A 15612-nucleotide genomic window follows, 5' to 3' on the forward strand; every position below is an offset into this window, starting at 1 on the left:
TCCCTTTAGCCTCCGCACCGGACCTGGGCCCGTCGGGACGCGTTCCGCCTGACGGGCCGCCATCCGCCTGACGGGCCGTCATGCGCCTGACCCGCGACGTCCGCCCGGCAGGTTTCGACCCCGCACCATCGCGCCACCGGCACCACCAGCCCCTTCCCCCTCTGCTGGACCGGAGCTCCGATGAGAAGACCCCTGCACCTCCTGCTGGCCGCGGCCCTGTCCGCGGCCGCGCTCGGCCTGGCCACCACGCCCAGCGCGTCGGCATCGGCATCGGCATCGGCGTCACCCGCGAGGCCCGACAACGTTGTCGCGGCCGCCGGCAACCAGCCGTACGCCTCCTACTGGTACCCGAACACGATCCTGGACTGGGACCCGGCCACCGACCCGGACGCCCGCTTCAACCGCTCGCGCGTGCCGCTCGCACCGCGCGTCTCCGACCCCGCCCTGAAGGCGAACGCCAACGCCCGCGCCGGCGAGGGCGAGGTCGTGTCGCTGGTCTCCTTCGCGCCCACCTCGAACAACCCCTCCCAGGGCTCGTCCGATCCGCGCTACTACGCCTTCGGGCACTGGCAGTACGTCGACAAGCTGGTGTTCTGGGGCGGTTCGGCCGGCGAGGGGCTGATCCTCGCGCCGAACCCGACCGTGATCGACGCCGCCCACCGCAACGGCGTGAAGGTCTACGGCACGGTGTTCTTCCCGCCCACCGCCTACGGCGGCCAGATCCAGTGGGTGCGCGACTTCGTCCAGAAGTCCGGCACCCGCTATCCCGTCGCCGAGAAGCTCGCCCAGGTCGCCCGGCACTACGGCTTCGACGGCTGGTTCGTCAACCAGGAGACGGCCGGCGGCGACACGGCCCTCGCCACCGAGATGCGCAACGCCATGCGCTACGCCCGCTCGCTCGGCCCGGTCGAGTTCATGTGGTACGACGCGATGACGGAGTCCGGCTCGGTCAGCTGGCAGGACGCCCTCACCAGCGCCAACGACGCCTTCCTCCAGGAGGGTTCGCAGCGCACGAGCGACTCGATGTTCCTCGACTTCGGCTGGGGCGCCTCCGCGCTGGACTCCTCGCGGACCCTCGCCCGGAGCCTCGGCCGCAGCGAGTACGAGCTGTTCGCGGGCGTGGACACGGAGGCGAACGGCTACAACACGGGCGTCCCGTGGAGCGCGGTCTTCCCGGACGGCCGGCCGCACACCACCTCGCTGGGCCTCTACCGCCCCGAGTGGACGCACAACTCCTCGACGGACCGGGCCGATTCGTACGCCCGTGAGGCGCGGTTCTGGGACGGCGCCAACGGCGACCCGTCCGACACCACGACCACGTCCTCCTGGAAGGGGCTCGCGACCTACGTCGCGGAGTCGTCGCCCGTCACCGCCAAGCCCTTCGTGACCTCCTTCGACGCGGGACAGGGCGACTTCTACCACTCGGGCGGCGTGCGCGTCTCGTCGTCCGGCTGGAACAACCTCTCCCTCCAGGACGTGCCGCCGACCTACCGCTGGCTGGTGCGGTCCGGCGGGACGAAGCTGAAGCCGTCGATCGACTTCACCGACGCCTACGAGGGCGGTTCCGCGCTGCGCCTGACCGGCGTCCTGGACGCGGTGAACACCGTACGGCTCTACCAGTCGCGACTTCCGGTCGCCGCCGACACGAAGCTCTCGGTCGTGGTGAAGACCCCGGCCGCCGGACCGACGCGGCTGAAGGCCGCGGTGTCGTTCACCGACTCCCCCACCACCTTCACCACGCTCGACCTCGGCTCCACCACGACGACGGGCTGGGAGCGCAGGACGCTCGACCTGTCCGCGTACGCCGGGAAGACGGTCGCGCAGATCGGTCTCCAGACCACCGGCACCACCGCCTCCTACGACATCAAGGTGGGGCAGCTCGCCCTGTACGACGGGACGGTGGACGCCCCTTCGGCGCCGACGGCGCCGACCGTCCTCGGCAGCACGGACACCGGCGCCGCCACGAAGTCGCTGCGGCTCGCCTGGACGGCGTCGTCGGCCGGGGACGTGCACCACTACGAGGTGTACCGCCGCGACCCGGACGGTGGCCGCACCTTCCTGGGCGCGACGCCGAACGACAGCTACTTCGTGCCGAAGCTGGAGCGCGCCGGTACGGAGGCGTCGACGACGCTCGACGTGGAGGCGGTGTCCACGGAGTTCGGCCGCTCGCCCGCCGCGAGCACCACGGTCACCTGGTCGGCGACGGCCGGCACCAATCTGGCCCTGAACCGTCCCGCGACGGCGTCAGGCCAGTGCAACGGCGCCGAGACCCCGGCCAAGGCGGTCAACGGCAGCGTGTCCGGCGGCACCGGCGACAAGTGGTGCACCACCACGACCGCCAAGTGGCTGGAGGTGGACCTGGGTTCACCGCGTGCGCTCGACCGCTTCGTGGTGAAGCACGCGGCGGCCGGCGGCGAGAGCGCCGACTGGAACACCCGGGACTTCCGGATCGAGGTGCGCGACAGCACCACCGCCGCGTGGACCACGGCCGTGACCGTCACCGGCAACACGGCGGCGACCACGACCCACCCCGTCTCCGTCACCGCCCGCCACGTCCGCCTGACCGTCACCAGACCCACGCAGACGACGGACCCGGCCGCCCGCATCTACGAGTTCGAGGCCTGGGGCTCGTAGCACCTGACCCGGGGGCGCGGGCGGCCGCCGCCAGGACCGCGACGGCCGCCCTCAGGACGGGTACGGCGGCCCTTCAGGCCTGCGAGGCCGTGGCGACCTTCACGCCGAAGCCGATGAGCACGACGCCGGTGATCCGCTCCATGGCCCGGCGCACCGAGGTCCGGGCGAAGAACGCCCGGGCCTTGGTGAGCAGCAGCACGTACGCGCCGAGCCAGCCGACGGTGAGCGCCGCGTGGATCAGCACGAGCAGCGCCATGCCGGTGTGCGGGGCGAGGCCGTGCGGCGCGAGGGACGGCAGCAGACCGGTGTAGAAGACGGCGATCTTCGGGTTGAGGACGTTGCTCACGAGCCCGGTGCGCCAGGGGTTCCCGGCCGGCGGCGGCAGCTGCGCGGAGGGCGTCGCCGCGTCGTCCGTACGGCCCCGGCCGCGGCGGGCGGCGAGCAGCGCCTGCGCGCCGAGGAACACGAGGTAGGCCGCGCCCGCCAGCTTCACCACGGTGTACGCGGTGGCGGACGCGGCCAGGACGGCCGCGAGACCGGCCACGGACAGCACGCCCCAGACCAGCAGGCCGGTGGTGATGCCGGCCACCGTCCGCAGCCCGTCGCCCCGGCCGGCGGCGACGGCCCGCCGGGTCACGACCGCCATGTCCGGTCCGGGCACCATCGTGAGCAGGGCGAGCACGCCTGCGGCGGCGAGGAGTTCGTACACCATGCGGCGAGTGTGCCATCCGCGCCGGATCCGCCGCGGTGCGGTTCGGCCAGGGACGGGATGACCGCGTCACGCGGCCTGTCGCGCGGGCCGCCGTCCATGGTCGACTGGGGCGCATGAGGATGCTGAGCCGCGACTATGTGGACGAGTGCCTGAACGGGAACGAGGGGCTGCGGGACGCGGTCGCGCGCGCCGGGCTGCCGCCGGCCTTCGACACGGCGTGGCGGCGCCATCTGCTGCCGCGGCCCTGGTTCGTGCGGGCCGAGGAGATACGGGCCTTCGCGCGGGACCTGGAGGACCTGTTCGAGCTGCTCGTCTCGCTGCCGGAGCGGCTCTTCGGCGGCGACCACGCGCGGTACGCGGCGGAGCTCGGGATCACGCCGCGTCACGCGGCCCTGCTGCGGCGGTCCGCCGACGGGCGCCCGGCGAAGCTGGGACGCGCCGACGCGTACCACGACGGCCGCGGCTACCGGCTCCTGGAGTTCAACCTCGGCAGCGAGGTCGGCGGCCTGGACATGGCGGTGTGCAACGAGGCACTGCTCGGAGTCGGGGAGTTCGCGGACTTCGCCGCCGCGCACGGCCTGGCGTACGTCGACACGGCGGCGCTGCTCGCCCAGGACCTGCGGGAGCGGGCCCGTCCCGCGCTCCCGGGCGGCGGGCGGGAGCCGGTGATCGGTCTCGTCGAGGGCAACGGCGCCGTCGGCCCGTACGGGAGGCTGATGCGGGCCTTCCAGGAGGCAATGGCGGCGCAGGGCCTCGACCTGCGGATCGGCGAGGTCGGGCAGCTGCGCACCCGGGTGGACGGCAAGCTGACGCTGGACGGCGCTCCGCTGGACCTGGTGCTGCGGAACTTCGGTGCGAGCCAGCTGCTCGACGACCCGGCGGGTCCCGAGGTCGCCGAGGAGCTGTTCCGGGCCCACGAGGCGGGCCGGACCGTGCTGTTCACCTCGCTGGAGAGCGGTCTGTACGCCCACAAGAACGCCCTCGGTCTGCTCTCCGACCCGCGCTGGGCGGGCGCCTTCGACGCCGCCGAGCGGGCCCTGGTCGACCGGGTGCTGCCGTGGAGCCGCCCGCTCGGCGGCGCGGCCGGCGCGGGTCTCCTCGACGAGTGCAGGGAGCGCAGGGAGCAGCTGATCCTCAAGCCGGGCGGCGGGCACGGCGGCCTGGACACCTTCGTCGGCTGGGAGTGCACCGACGCGGAGTGGCGTGAGGCGCTGGACAGGGCCGCCGGGCGCGGCTATCTGGTCCAGGAGCGGGTGGTGCCCCGTTCCGAGCCGGTGCACGACCCCGCGTCGGGCACGGCGGACGAGTGGATCGCGGCGCTGGGCGTCTTCCTCACCTCGCACGGCTACGCGGGCGCGCACGCCCGGGCCAACCGGGCGGACGGCGGGGCGATCGTCGGCATGAGCAGCAATCCCGACACCCGCATGGCCTGCGTGTTCTCCCACACCTGAGCGGACGGGTCCCGAGAATGGACGGCGGTTTCCGGCTCCTTCGTCCGCCGGTCACCGCGGGACACGGGCAGGGAGCGCGCATGACGAGGGTCGAGGTCAACGGTGTCGGGCTGTTCTGCGAGGCCGGTGGTGACGGGGACCCGCTGGTCCTCGTGCACGGCTCGTGGTTCGACCACCACAACTGGGACCTCGTCGTCCACGGCCTCGCCCTGCGCCACCGGGTGCTGGTCTACGACCGGCGCGGGCACGGCGAGAGCGACCGGCCCGAGGGGCAGGGTTCGCTCCGTGAGGACGAGGAGGACCTGGCCGCCCTGATGGAGACGGTCGGTTTCGCCCCCGCGTACGTGGTCGGCCACTCCCTCGGCGCGTCCATCGCACTGAGGCTGGCCGCCCGGCGGCCGGAGCTGTTCCTGGGGCTCGTGGTCCACGAGCCGCCGCTGCTCGACCTGGCGGCCGACGTGCCGGCCGTCCGCGAGGAGGTCGCGGTGACCCGGCAGCGGCTCGGGCACGCGGCGGACCTGGTGCGGGAGGGCGACGACCTGGCCGGGGCCCGCTCGTTCGTGGAGCAGGTGGCCGCGGGGCCGGGGGCGTGGGAGGAGCTCCCGCAGGAGCAGCGGGACATGTTCGTCACGCACGCGCCCACGTTCCTGGACGAGCAGAGCGACCCGGAATGGGCGGCGCTCGACCTGGCCGCCCTGCGGGGCTGCGGCGTGCCCGCGCTGCTGACCGGCGGTTCGGAGAGTCCGGCGCTGTTCGGCGCGGCCCTCGACCGGGTCGCCGGGGCGCTGCCCGGGGCCCGTACGCATGTGTTCGAGGGCGCGGGCCACATGGCGCACGTGACGCACCCCGAGGAGTTCACGGCCGTGGTGACCTCGTTCCTCGCCGGCAACGCCCGGTCGTAGGACGTCAGTCTCCCGGTTCGGCGATCCTGCGCAGCAGCCCGTGCAGCACGGCCCGCTCCTCGTCGGACAGGGGTGCCAGGAGGCTGTCGGTGACGCGGCGGCTGCTGCGGTCGCTGTCCTTGAGGAAGTCGCGGCCGGCGTCGGTGAGGACGACGATCCGGCTGCGCCGGTCGCCGGGCGCGGGCCGGCGTTCGACGAGTCCGAGCCGCTCCAGGTCGTCGACGAGGCCGACGATGGCGCTCGGGTCGTAGCCGAGCCGGGTGCTCAGCTCACGCTGGAGAGCGCCGTCGACGGTCGCGAGGTAGCGGAGTACGGCGTAGTGGCGCAGCCGTAGGCCCGACTCCTGGAGCGCGGAGTTGAAGAGCTGCCCGGAGCGCAGGCCGAGCCGGTAGAGGAGATAGCCGGCGTCGGCGTGCAGTCCGAGCATCCATGGGTGGTCCCTGTCGTCCATGGCACCAGCATGCCCGAAGGTCGGTGCCGACGACAACCATTGACGTCAACAATGATTGGTCCTAGCTTCCTTTCAGCGGACCGACGCCGATCGAGCGCGAGCTCTCCCGTCCGCCGCGCCTGCCGTTCCCTCCCGCCTCCCGAAGGGACCTCCATGCCGCACAACGCCAGCGTCGACCTCACCGGGAAGGTCGCCGTCGTCACCGGCTCCGGCCGGGGCCTCGGCCTCGCCTACGCCTCCGCGCTCGCCGCCGCGGGCGCCGCGGTCGTCGTCAACGACCTCGACGAGGACACCGCGCGGAAGGCCGCCGACACCATCGTCGAGGCCGGCGGCCGGGCCGTGGCCGAAGCCGTCGCCGTCGGCACGGCCGAGGCCGCCGACCGGCTCGTCGCCCGGGCCGTCTCGGCCTTCGGCCGCATCGACGTGCTCGTCACCAACGCGGGCATCCTGCGCGACCGTGTGCTGTGGAAGATGACCGACGAGGACTTCGACGCCGTCGTCACCACCCACCTCAAGGGCACCTTCACCTGCGCCCGTGCCGCCGCCGTCCGCATGCGCGAGCAGGGTGACGGCGGGCGGCTGATCCTCGTCGGCTCCCCCGCCGGCCAGCGCGGCAACTTCGGCCAGACCAACTACGCCGCGGCCAAGGCCGGCATCGCCGCCATGGCCCGCACCTGGTCGATGGAGCTCGCCAGGGCCGGCATCACCGTCAACGCGATCGTGCCCGTCGCCGCCACCGCCATGACCGGGACGATCCCCGTCTTCGCCCCGTACGTCGAGGCGATGCGCCGCGGCGAGCCGCTGCCCGACGCCCTGCGCAAGGGCGAGGGCTTCGGCACCGCCGAGGACTGCGCGGCCCTCGTGCCCTTCCTCGCCTCCGACGCCGCCCGCGGGATCACCGGGCAGTGCGTCGGCATCGGCGGCGACCGGCTCGCCCTGTGGTCCCACCCGCAGGAGGTGGCGACCGCCTACGCCGACGGCGGCTGGACGCCGGACACGATCGCCGCCGCCTGGCACACCTCGGTGGGCCGCGAACCGCAGACCGTCGGCATCCCCGCGCCGAAGCTCCCGGAGACCCGGTGACCGGCCTCGACGTCGCCGCCCTCGAGGCGATCGACGTCCACACCCACTGCGAGGTCTCCGCCAAGGGCCACGCCTCGCTCTCCGACGACCTGCACGCCGCCTCCGGCGCGTACTTCAAGGTCGAGGGCGAACGCAGGCCCACCCTGGAAGAGATGGCCGCCTACTACCGGCAGCGGCGCATGGCCGCGGTGGTGTTCACGGTGGACGCCGAGCACGCCACCGGCACCGCACCGATCCCCAACGAGGAGATAGCCGAGACCGCCGCCGCCCACCCGGACGTCCTCGTCCCCTTCGCCTCCGTCGACCCGTTCCGCGGCCGGGCGGGAGTGCGGCAGGCCCGGCGCCTGGTCGAGGAGTACGGGGTGAAGGGCTTCAAGTTCCACCCCAGCATCCAGGGCTTCTTCCCCGACGACCGCCTCGCGTACGGCCTGTACGAGGTCATCGAGGAGACCGGCGCCATCGCCCTCTTCCACACCGGGCAGACCGGCATCGGCGCGGGCGTGCCGGGCGGGGGCGGGATCCGCCTCAAGTACTCCAACCCGCTGCACGTGGACGACGTCGCCGCCGACTTCCCGCACCTGAAGATCATCCTGGCGCACCCCTCCTTCCCGTGGCAGGACGAGGCGCTGGCCGTCGCCACCCACAAGCCGGGCGTGCACATCGACCTCTCCGGGTGGTCGCCGAAGTACTTCCCGCCGCAGCTCGTCCAGTACGCCAACACCCTGCTCAAGGACAAGGTGCTCTTCGGCTCCGACTACCCGGTGCTCAGCCCGGACCGCTGGCTGGCCGACTTCGCGAAGCTGCCGGTCAAGGACGAGGTGCGCCCGAAGATCCTCAAGGAGAACGCCGCCCGGCTGCTCGGACTGACCGAACCCTCCGCCTGAAAGGGCCCGTGATGCGCAACGAGGGACTGGGGTCGTGGCCCGCACGCCGGGCCCGCAAGACCCCGCACCGCACCGCTCTGATCCACGGCTCCACCACGGTCACCTACGGCGCGCTGCACGAGCGCACCACCCGGCTCGCGCACGCCCTGCGCGCGGCCGGCGTCCGGCGCGGCGACCGGATCGCCTATCTGGGCCCCAACCATCCGGCCTTCCTGGAGACCCTGTTCGCCGCCGGGCTGCTCGGCGCGGTCTTCGTGCCGCTCAACACCCGGCTCGCGGCGCCCGAGATCGCCTACCAGCTGGAGGACTCGGGCGCGAGCGTCCTGCTCCACTCCCCCGCCCACGCCACGACGGCGGAGACGGTGACCGGGGTGCGGACCGTCGTCGAGGCGGGCGGCGCCACGTACGAGGAGCTGCTCGCCGCGGGCTCCGCGGAGCCGGTCGACGAGCCGGTGTCGCCCGACGACGTCGGCATCATCATGTACACCTCGGGCACGACCGGGCGTCCCAAGGGCGCGATGCTCACCCACGGCAACCTCGTCTGGAACGCGGTCAACGTCCTCGTCGACCACGATCTGCTCGCCGACGAGACCGCCCTCGTGTCCGCGCCGCTGTTCCACACCGCGGGGCTCAACATGCTGACGCTGCCGGTGCTCCTCAAGGGCGGCACCTGCGTCCTCACCGAGTCCTTCGACCCGGGCGGCACCCTCGACCTCGTCGAACGGCACGGCGTCACCTTCATGTTCGGGGTGCCGACGATGTTCGACCAGATCGCCCGGCATCCGCGCTGGGCCACGGCCGACCTGTCCAGCCTGCGGCTGCTCACCTGCGGCGGCGCGCCCGTGCCGGCCTCGCTCATCGCCGCGTACCAGGAGCGGGGGCTCGCCTTCCTCCAGGGCTACGGGATGACCGAGGCCTCGCCCGGGGCGCTGTTCCTGGACGCGGAACACGCGGTCGCGAAGGCCGGTTCGGCCGGGGTGCCGCACTTCTTCACGGACGTACGGGTGGTGCGGCCCGACCTCACGCCGGTGACGGCCGGCGAGACGGGCGAGGTGCTGATCCGCGGCCCCCACGTCATGGCCGGCTACTGGGGCCGGCCGGAGGAGACCGCGGCGGCCTTCACCGACGGGTGGTTCCGCAGCGGCGACGCGGCGCGGGTCGACGCCGACGGCTACGTCACGATCGTCGACCGGTTCAAGGACGTGATCATCTCGGGCGGGGAGAACATCTACCCGGCCGAGGTCGAGGACGCGCTGCTGGCCCACCCCGACGTCGCCGAGTGCGCGGTGATCGGCGTGCCGGACGAGAAGTGGGGCGAGACGGCCCGCGCGATCGTCGTCGCCCGCGCGGGCACCGCGCCCGACCCGGCGGCCGTGCTCGCGTCCCTGACCGGACGGCTCGCCAGGTACAAGATCCCCAGGACCCTGCTCCTGGTCGACGCGCTGCCGCGCACGGCGTCCGGAAAGCTCCTCAAACACTCCCTGCGCGCCCGCTACGGCAGCGGCTGACGCGCGATCCTCCGACTCCTCTGATTCCCCTGACTCCTCCGACTCCTCTGACTTCTCCGACTCCTCCGACTCCTCCGACTCCTCTGACTTCTCCGACTCCTCCGACTTCCGAAAGGAACGGTTTCCCATGACCCTCACCGTCGACGGCATCGACGCCCTGAAGCAGCTCGCCGGCAGCGAGCTCGGCACCAGCGACTGGATCGACGTCACCCAGGACCGGATCGACGGCTTCGCCGACGCGACCGGCGACCACCAGTGGATCCACGTGGACGTGGAGAAGGCGAAGGAGGGCCCGTTCGGCGCGCCCATCGCCCACGGCTTTCTGACGCTGTCGCTCTTCATCCCGCTCTTCACCGAACTGCTCGACGTCCGCGGCGTCACCACCAAGGTCAACTACGGCCTCGACAAGGTCCGCTTCCCCTCCCCGGTCAGGTCGGGCTCCCGGCTGCGCCTGGTGGCCCGCCTCGCGGATGTCCAGGACGTCCCCGGCGGCGTCCAGACAGCGGTCGACGGCACGATCGAGATCGAGGGCGAACTGAAGCCGGCGTGCGTGCTGCGGAGCCTGTCGCGGTTCTACGCGTAGGGCGGCACACCCTGGGCCAGCAGTTCCCCGAGGCCCCGCGCCAGGCGCTCGTACTCCTCCGGGCGGTTGTAGATCTGGGCGCTCACGCGGATGCCGCCGCCGGTGGGCCAGGGCCAGACGAGGACGCGGCAGCCGAGGCGGGCGGCGATGTGCTCGCGGAGGGCGGCGGCCTCGGGGTGGGTCCGGGCGAGCCCGCGCGGCAGCCGGAGGGAGCGCATGGCCAGGGACGCTTCGTACGGGAGGGCCGTCACGCCCGGCAGCTCCGCCAGCAGACCGGCGCCGTACGCGACGAGTTCGGCGTTGTGCGTCCGCACCTTCGAGGCGCCGAGCGCGGCCAGCAGGTCGAGGCCCTCGGGTGCGGCGAGCAGGCCGGTGTAGTCGGTGGTCGCGCGGTACTCCACCGCGCGCGGGAAGCCGTGCTCGTCCTCCCAGGACGGCACGGGGGCCGGCACGCGGTCGCGGTGGCGCGGGGCGACGGCCAGGACGGCGCTGCCGGCGGGCGCGTACGCCCACTTGTGCAGGTTGCCGAACCAGAAGTCCGGTTTTCCGGCGAGCGGTTCGGCCAGCATGCCCGGCGCGTGGGCGCCGTCGACCACGGTGACGACCCCGCGTTCGCGCAGTGCTGCGAGCAGCGCGGGTCCGGCGACGGTGCGGGCGGTGGGCGAGCTGATGGCGTCGAGCAGCGCCACCTTCGTACGGGGCGTGACCGCGGCGAGCACCGCCGCCGCGACCGCGGCCTCGTCCGGCAGCTCCGGGTCGAGGGCGACGGTGGCGACACGGGCGCGGCGGGCGGCGGCGCCGGTGACGGTGCCGTATCCGTGGTCGGTGACCAGGACCTCGTCCTCGGGGCCCAGGTCGAGGGCGCCGAGCGCGAGGTTGGCCGCCTCGGTGGCGTTGCTGACGAGGGCGATGCCCTCGGGATCGGCACCGAGGTGGGCGGCGATCCGCCGCCGGGCCTCGGCGAGCCGTGCGGGCACGGCCAGGAAGAAGGCGTCCGGGTCGGCGTCGGCCTCTGCCGCGAGGGCCTCGCGGACCCGGGAGACCGGGAGCGGTACGGCTCCGAAGGAACCGTGGTTGAGGTGGGCGACCGCCGGATCGAGCCGGAACAGTTCCACACCGCCGGGAAACGCGGCGGGACCGGCGGCCCCGGACGCGGTCATCCGCTCTGTCGCCATGACCCGCTCGTCTCCTTCTCGCCCCGCCCCTTCGACACCCGGCCCGCCCGGGCGCCGCTCCCTACGCCGCCGAAGTATGCCGCGCGGCCCGGCCTCCGTCGACGGCGCCGGATAAGGAACGGGCCGGGGCCGACCCGCTCGTGCCCCGACCCGCTCGCCCCCGGTTCAGCTCGTTTCCACCCCGCTGACTTCCGCCGTGGCCGGCGTGTCGTCGAGGAAGCCGCCCGACTGGTGCTGCCACAGCTTCGCGTACGGGCCGTCGGCGAGGAGCAGTTCCTGGTGGGTGCCCTGTTCGACGACCCGGCCGCGGTCGAGGACGACCAGCCGGTCCATGCCGGCGACCGTGCTCAGGCGGTGCGCCACCACGAGGGCCGTGCGGCCCTCCATCAGCTTCCACAGCGCGTCCTGGACCAGGATCTCGCTCTCGGAGTCGAGCGCGCTGGTGGCCTCGTCGAGCAGCAGGATCGGCGCGTCGCGCAGGATCGCCCGGGCGAGCGCGACCCGCTGGCGCTGGCCGCCGGACAGCTTGACGCCCCGTTCGCCGACCATCGTGTCGAAGCCGTCGGGCAGCGCGTCGGCGAACTCCGTGACGTGCGCCGCCTCCGCCGCGCGCCGGATCTCCGCCTCGGTGGCGTCCGGCCGGGCGAAGGCGATGTTGTCCCGCAGGGTGCGGTGGAACATGGCCGGTTCCTGCGGCACGTACGCGATCAGTCCGCGCAGATCGGACTGGCTCATCCGGCTGATGTCCTGGCCGCCGATCAGGATCCGGCCGGCGTCGACGTCGGTCATCCGCAGCAGGAGCCGGGTGAGCGTCGTCTTGCCGCCGCCGGACCGGCCGACCAGGCCGATCTTCGTGCCGTCCGGCACGTCGAGGTCGAGGCCCTCGAAGAGCGGCCCGGCGCCGCTCCCGGCGCCTCCGTGCGTGAAGGTCACCTTCTCGAACCGCACGTGTCCGGCCCGGGAGCGCAGCGGCTCCGGGCAGTCCGGGTCGGTGACGGTCGGCGGGGTGAGCAGCAGCTCGGTGAACTGCGCCGCCTCCGTCATCGAGCTCTCGATCCGGCGGTAGATCTGGTTGAACTCGAACATGATCCGGGTCGCGTTGGAGTAGTACGTGAAGGCCACGATGACCGCCTCCACGCCGTGCTGCCCGGCGCCGAGCAGCAGGGCGACGACCAGGCCGAGGACGTTGGTCAGCACGGACATCGGCGCGACGAGCGTGTCGATGCGCAGGTTGCCGTAGTCCCAGGAGCGGAGCGTGAGCCGCCGCGACTCGGCGACGCGGGACCGGTGTTCGGCCGCCTCGCGCTCCTCGGCGGCGAAGGCGCGGACGGTGTCCATGTTCATCAGGCTGTCGGCGACGTGCCCGGACACGCGGGCGATGGCCTCCTCGCGCTGGGCGACGAGTGCCTGGCGGCGCCGGATCAGCGGGACGACGCAGAACGCGGTGAGCGCGATCATCAGGAGCAGGCCGACGACGAGCAGCGGCTCGTACTGCCAGAGCACCACCGAGGCGAACAGCAGCGGCACGAAGCTGCCCATGACGTTGAACGTCAGGGTGTCGACGAACTCCTCGAAGCGGGAGGCGAAGCTCAGTACGCGCTTGGTCAGCGAGCCGGCGAAGTTGTCGTGGAAGAACGCCGCGTCCTTGGCGAAAAGTTCGTCCATGCCGAGCACGTACAGCTGCTCGATGCCCAGGGCGTCCAGACGGTTGAGACAGTGCAGTCCGACCCGCCACAGCGCCTCCGAGAAGAGGAGGACGCCGGCGAAGCCGAGGACGTACGGCAGCATCGCGTCGAGACCGGTGCCGCCGCTCCCGCCGGTGTCGCCGCCGGCGATCCGGCCGACGAGCTTGGCCACGATGAGCGGCGCGACGTAGGCGATGCCGATGTTGCCCAGCGCGGGGAGCAGCAGCGCGGGGACGGTCATCCGGCGGAGTCGGGCCAGTTCTTTCGCGTAGTAGCGAAGTGCGAGGAGAACCGGGCCTCGGCCCGGCGAACGTTTGAGTGATTCAGGCGAATCCATTGCAACCCTGCTTAGTCGGACCCTCAGGGACAAGGTTCGCAGTGTCCCGTGACGGTCCGTCCGCCGTCCAAGCGTTTTTCGGCGGCTCAGTCGCGTGGACGGGCGCCCGGCGTGTGTCCGAAGAACCGCCGGAAGACGTCGATGAAGGCGCTGGTCGAGGACCAGCCGCAGCGGTGCGCCACGGCGGTCACGGAGTGGCCCTCACTGAGCATCACCAGGGCGTGGTAGAGCCGGAGTTGGGTGCGCCACTGCGGGAAGGTCATGCCGAGTTCGGTCCGGAAGAGCCGGCTGAGGGTGCGCTCGGACGCGCCCGCCCGCGCGCCGAGTGCGGACAGGGTGCGGCCGTCGGCCGGGTCGTCGTGCAGCAGGGCGCAGACCGCCGCGAGCCTCGGGTCGGCGGGAGTGGGCAGGTGCATGGGCCGTTGGGGTGACGCGCGGAGCTGGTCGAGGAGGACGGCGCGCATGCGCCGGCGTTCGGGCCGCTCGGGCGCCTCCGCCACGTGGTCGCGGGTGTAGGCGAGGATCAGCTCGCGCAGCAGGGGCGACACGGTCAGGGCGGTGGGGGCCGCGAGCCCGAGCGGGTTGACGGTGGCGGGCAGGCCGACGGTGTGGAGGTCGAGGTCGCCGTGGGCGCGGTGCGCGTGGGTGGTGCTGGCCGGCACCCACAGGGCGCGGTTCCCGGGGGCGATCCAGGTGCCGGAGTCGGTGGTGACGGCGAGCACGCCGCGACCGGCGTAGACGATCTGGTGCTCGTCGTGCCGGTGGGCTTCGACGGCCTGCCCCGCGGCCAGTGGCCGGATCCAGGTGACGGCCTTCGGCGTGTGGCGGATTTCCGGCATGAGTCGGCACTTTATCGGAAGCCGACGGGCGGGGGCCGCGACGACGATCGGCTCATGCCCACACCGACAGCACCGCCTCCCCCTCCCGCACGCCGCCCGTCCGGGCCGTTCCGCAGCCGCGGCCGCAGCCATGCCCGGGACCGTGCCCGGAGCCATGATCGGAGCCATGACCGGGGCGGCGGCCGGAGCGACGGCCGGGCCCGTGGCAGCGGGCCGGTCGCCCTGCTCTCGGTCGGGCACGCGTGCGTGGACGTGTACCAGGGAGCCGTGTCGGCGCTGGTGCCGTTCTTCGTGGCCGAGCGGCACTACTCGTACGCCGCGGCCGCCGGCGTGGTCCTGGCCGCCTCGCTGCTCTCCTCGCTGGTGCAGCCTGCCTTCGGGGCACTGAGCGACCGTCACCGCATGCCGTGGCTGCTGCCGTTGAGCACGGCCGCGGCCGGGACGGGGATCGCGCTCAGCGGCGTGAGCGCCTCCTATCCGCTGACGCTGCTGTGCGTGGCGGTCGCGGGGCTGGGAGTCGCCGCCTACCACCCGGAGTCGGCGCGGGTGGCGCGGGCCGCCGCCCGGGGCAGCCACACCGCGATGGGCTGGTTCTCGCTCGGCGGCAACCTCGGGTTCGCGCTCGCCCCGCTGCTCGTCACGCCGGTGGTCGCGGCGGGCGGGCTGCGCGCGACCCCGGTCCTGGCCGTCCCCGCGATGGCCGGCACGGCGCTGGCGCTGTTCGCGCTGCGCCGCCGCCGTCCGGCGGCCGACGGGGCGGGCGGGCCGGGCGCCGGGGGTCCGGCGGCGCCGGACGACCGGCGTTCGTTCGTGCGGCTGAGCCTGGCCGTCGTCTGCCGTTCGGTGGTCTTCGTCGTCCTGGCGGCCTTCGTCCCGCTCCATGTCGCGGACCGGACCGGCGGCGGCACGACCGCGGGCGCCGCGGCGCTCTTCGTGCTGTACCTGGGCGGCGCGGTCGGCACCGTGCTCGGCGGCCGGCTGGCGGCGCGCTGGGACCGGGTGCGCGTGGTGCGCCGGTCGTACGCCGCGACGGTGCTCGCCGTCGCGGGCGTGGTCCTGGTGCCGGGTCCGGCGCTGTTCGGGTGCGTGGCGCTGGCGTCGGCCGGTCTGTACGTGCCGTTCTCGCTCCAGGTGACGCTGGGACAGGACTATCTTTCGTCGCGCGTCGGCACCGCGAGCGGGGTCACGCTCGGCCTGGCGGTGAGCGTCGGCGGGGTGGCGACGCCGCTGGTCGGTGCCGTCGCCGACGCCACGTCCCTGCGGACGGCCCTCCTGCCGCTGATCGTGTTCCCGGCGATCGGCTGGCTCCTCACCCGGCGCCTCCCGGAACCCGCGGCCCCGTCGTGGAGCTGACGGCGCTGCTGACAC

13 protein-coding genes are annotated in these 15612 nt (G+C 73.4%); 8 read left to right on the plus strand and 5 right to left on the minus strand.

The window, feature by feature from the left end:
* Positions 1 to 180 precede the first annotated feature (180 nt).
* Positions 181 to 2634: a discoidin domain-containing protein gene (locus ACFWJO_RS17820; protein ID WP_386866086.1), complete on the plus strand. Its 2454-nt coding sequence runs from the start codon at positions 181 to 183 to the stop codon at positions 2632 to 2634.
* A gap of 73 nt (positions 2635 to 2707) precedes the next feature.
* Here the strand turns inward: ACFWJO_RS17820 and ACFWJO_RS17825 are convergent, their stop codons facing one another.
* Complete coding sequence (locus ACFWJO_RS17825; protein WP_386866087.1) at positions 2708 to 3346, minus strand: LysE family translocator; 639 nt, start codon at positions 3344 to 3346, stop codon at positions 2708 to 2710.
* A 113-nt stretch (positions 3347 to 3459) separates the two neighbouring features.
* Between ACFWJO_RS17825 and ACFWJO_RS17830 the strand changes: the two genes are divergently transcribed.
* Together ACFWJO_RS17830 and ACFWJO_RS17835 are read left to right on the plus strand one after the other, a co-directional pair.
* Positions 3460 to 4797 carry a hypothetical protein gene (locus ACFWJO_RS17830; RefSeq protein ID WP_386866089.1) on the plus strand — a complete coding sequence of 446 codons (1338 nt, stop codon included), beginning with the start codon at positions 3460 to 3462 and terminating at the stop codon, positions 4795 to 4797.
* A gap of 80 nt (positions 4798 to 4877) precedes the next feature.
* Positions 4878 to 5699: an alpha/beta fold hydrolase gene (locus ACFWJO_RS17835; protein WP_386866091.1), complete on the plus strand. Its 822-nt coding sequence runs from the start codon at positions 4878 to 4880 to the stop codon at positions 5697 to 5699.
* Positions 5700 to 5703: 4 nt separating this feature from the next.
* On the opposite strand, the gene ACFWJO_RS17840 is transcribed toward ACFWJO_RS17835, so the two are convergent.
* Positions 5704 to 6150 (minus strand): MarR family winged helix-turn-helix transcriptional regulator, encoded by a 447-nt coding sequence (locus ACFWJO_RS17840; RefSeq protein ID WP_386866093.1) that lies wholly within the window; start codon positions 6148 to 6150, stop codon positions 5704 to 5706.
* A 153-nt stretch (positions 6151 to 6303) separates the two neighbouring features.
* Between ACFWJO_RS17840 and ACFWJO_RS17845 the strand changes: the two genes are divergently transcribed.
* From ACFWJO_RS17845 to ACFWJO_RS17860, 4 genes are all read left to right on the plus strand, one after another.
* The gene (locus tag ACFWJO_RS17845) at positions 6304 to 7233 is read left to right on the plus strand and encodes an SDR family NAD(P)-dependent oxidoreductase (RefSeq protein ID WP_386866095.1); all 930 of its coding nucleotides are present in this window, start codon (positions 6304 to 6306) and stop codon (positions 7231 to 7233) included.
* Positions 7230 to 8117, plus strand: coding sequence for an amidohydrolase family protein (locus tag ACFWJO_RS17850; RefSeq protein ID WP_386866098.1), 888 nt, complete (start codon positions 7230 to 7232; stop codon positions 8115 to 8117). The genes ACFWJO_RS17845 and ACFWJO_RS17850 overlap by 4 nt, the downstream gene beginning before the upstream one ends.
* A gap of 11 nt (positions 8118 to 8128) precedes the next feature.
* The gene (locus tag ACFWJO_RS17855; RefSeq protein WP_386866100.1) at positions 8129 to 9625 is read left to right on the plus strand and encodes a long-chain fatty acid--CoA ligase; all 1497 of its coding nucleotides are present in this window, start codon (positions 8129 to 8131) and stop codon (positions 9623 to 9625) included.
* A 127-nt stretch (positions 9626 to 9752) separates the two neighbouring features.
* Positions 9753 to 10208 carry a MaoC family dehydratase gene (locus tag ACFWJO_RS17860; protein ID WP_386866102.1) on the plus strand — a complete coding sequence of 152 codons (456 nt, stop codon included), beginning with the start codon at positions 9753 to 9755 and terminating at the stop codon, positions 10206 to 10208.
* Here ACFWJO_RS17860 and ACFWJO_RS17865 read toward each other — a convergent pair.
* The 3 genes from ACFWJO_RS17865 to ACFWJO_RS17875 form a co-directional block, all read right to left on the minus strand.
* On the minus strand, positions 10199 to 11383 hold the full coding sequence (locus tag ACFWJO_RS17865) for an aminotransferase class V-fold PLP-dependent enzyme (RefSeq protein ID WP_386866104.1): 1185 nt from the start codon (positions 11381 to 11383) through the stop codon (positions 10199 to 10201). The genes ACFWJO_RS17860 and ACFWJO_RS17865 overlap by 10 nt on opposite strands.
* Positions 11384 to 11548: 165 nt before the next feature.
* A complete protein-coding gene (locus ACFWJO_RS17870) occupies positions 11549 to 13405 on the minus strand; it encodes an ABC transporter ATP-binding protein (RefSeq protein ID WP_386866106.1) in 1857 nt (618 codons plus the stop codon).
* An 86-nt stretch (positions 13406 to 13491) separates the two neighbouring features.
* Positions 13492 to 14244, minus strand: a complete 753-nt coding sequence (locus tag ACFWJO_RS17875; protein ID WP_386866108.1) for an AraC family transcriptional regulator — start codon at positions 14242 to 14244, stop codon at positions 13492 to 13494.
* A gap of 246 nt (positions 14245 to 14490) precedes the next feature.
* Between ACFWJO_RS17875 and ACFWJO_RS17880 the strand changes: the two genes are divergently transcribed.
* Positions 14491 to 15597: an MFS transporter gene (locus tag ACFWJO_RS17880; protein WP_386866110.1), complete on the plus strand. Its 1107-nt coding sequence runs from the start codon at positions 14491 to 14493 to the stop codon at positions 15595 to 15597.
* Positions 15598 to 15612: the final 15 nt, after the last annotated feature.

It is taken from the genome of Streptomyces sp. NPDC127092, assembly GCF_042722475.1.
In the GTDB taxonomy this organism is placed as follows: Bacteria; Actinomycetota; Actinomycetes; order Streptomycetales; family Streptomycetaceae; genus Streptomyces.

Excerpts from the sequence above, each read along its gene's own strand:
- ACFWJO_RS17820 (WP_386866086.1), top strand. The coding sequence starts at position 181 with ATGAGAAGACCCCTGCACCTCCTGCTGGCCGCGGCCCTGTCCGCGGCC.
- ACFWJO_RS17825 (WP_386866087.1), bottom strand. The coding sequence starts at position 3,346 with ATGGTGTACGAACTCCTCGCCGCCGCAGGCGTGCTCGCCCTGCTCACG.
- ACFWJO_RS17830 (WP_386866089.1), top strand. The coding sequence starts at position 3,460 with ATGAGGATGCTGAGCCGCGACTATGTGGACGAGTGCCTGAACGGGAAC.
- ACFWJO_RS17835 (WP_386866091.1), top strand. The coding sequence starts at position 4,878 with ATGACGAGGGTCGAGGTCAACGGTGTCGGGCTGTTCTGCGAGGCCGGT.
- ACFWJO_RS17840 (WP_386866093.1), bottom strand. The coding sequence starts at position 6,150 with ATGGACGACAGGGACCACCCATGGATGCTCGGACTGCACGCCGACGCC.
- ACFWJO_RS17845 (WP_386866095.1), top strand. The coding sequence starts at position 6,304 with ATGCCGCACAACGCCAGCGTCGACCTCACCGGGAAGGTCGCCGTCGTC.
- ACFWJO_RS17855 (WP_386866100.1), top strand. The coding sequence starts at position 8,129 with ATGCGCAACGAGGGACTGGGGTCGTGGCCCGCACGCCGGGCCCGCAAG.
- ACFWJO_RS17860 (WP_386866102.1), top strand. The coding sequence starts at position 9,753 with ATGACCCTCACCGTCGACGGCATCGACGCCCTGAAGCAGCTCGCCGGC.
- ACFWJO_RS17865 (WP_386866104.1), bottom strand. The coding sequence starts at position 11,383 with ATGGCGACAGAGCGGATGACCGCGTCCGGGGCCGCCGGTCCCGCCGCG.
- ACFWJO_RS17870 (WP_386866106.1), bottom strand. The coding sequence starts at position 13,405 with ATGGATTCGCCTGAATCACTCAAACGTTCGCCGGGCCGAGGCCCGGTT.
- ACFWJO_RS17875 (WP_386866108.1), bottom strand. The coding sequence starts at position 14,244 with ATGCCGGAAATCCGCCACACGCCGAAGGCCGTCACCTGGATCCGGCCA.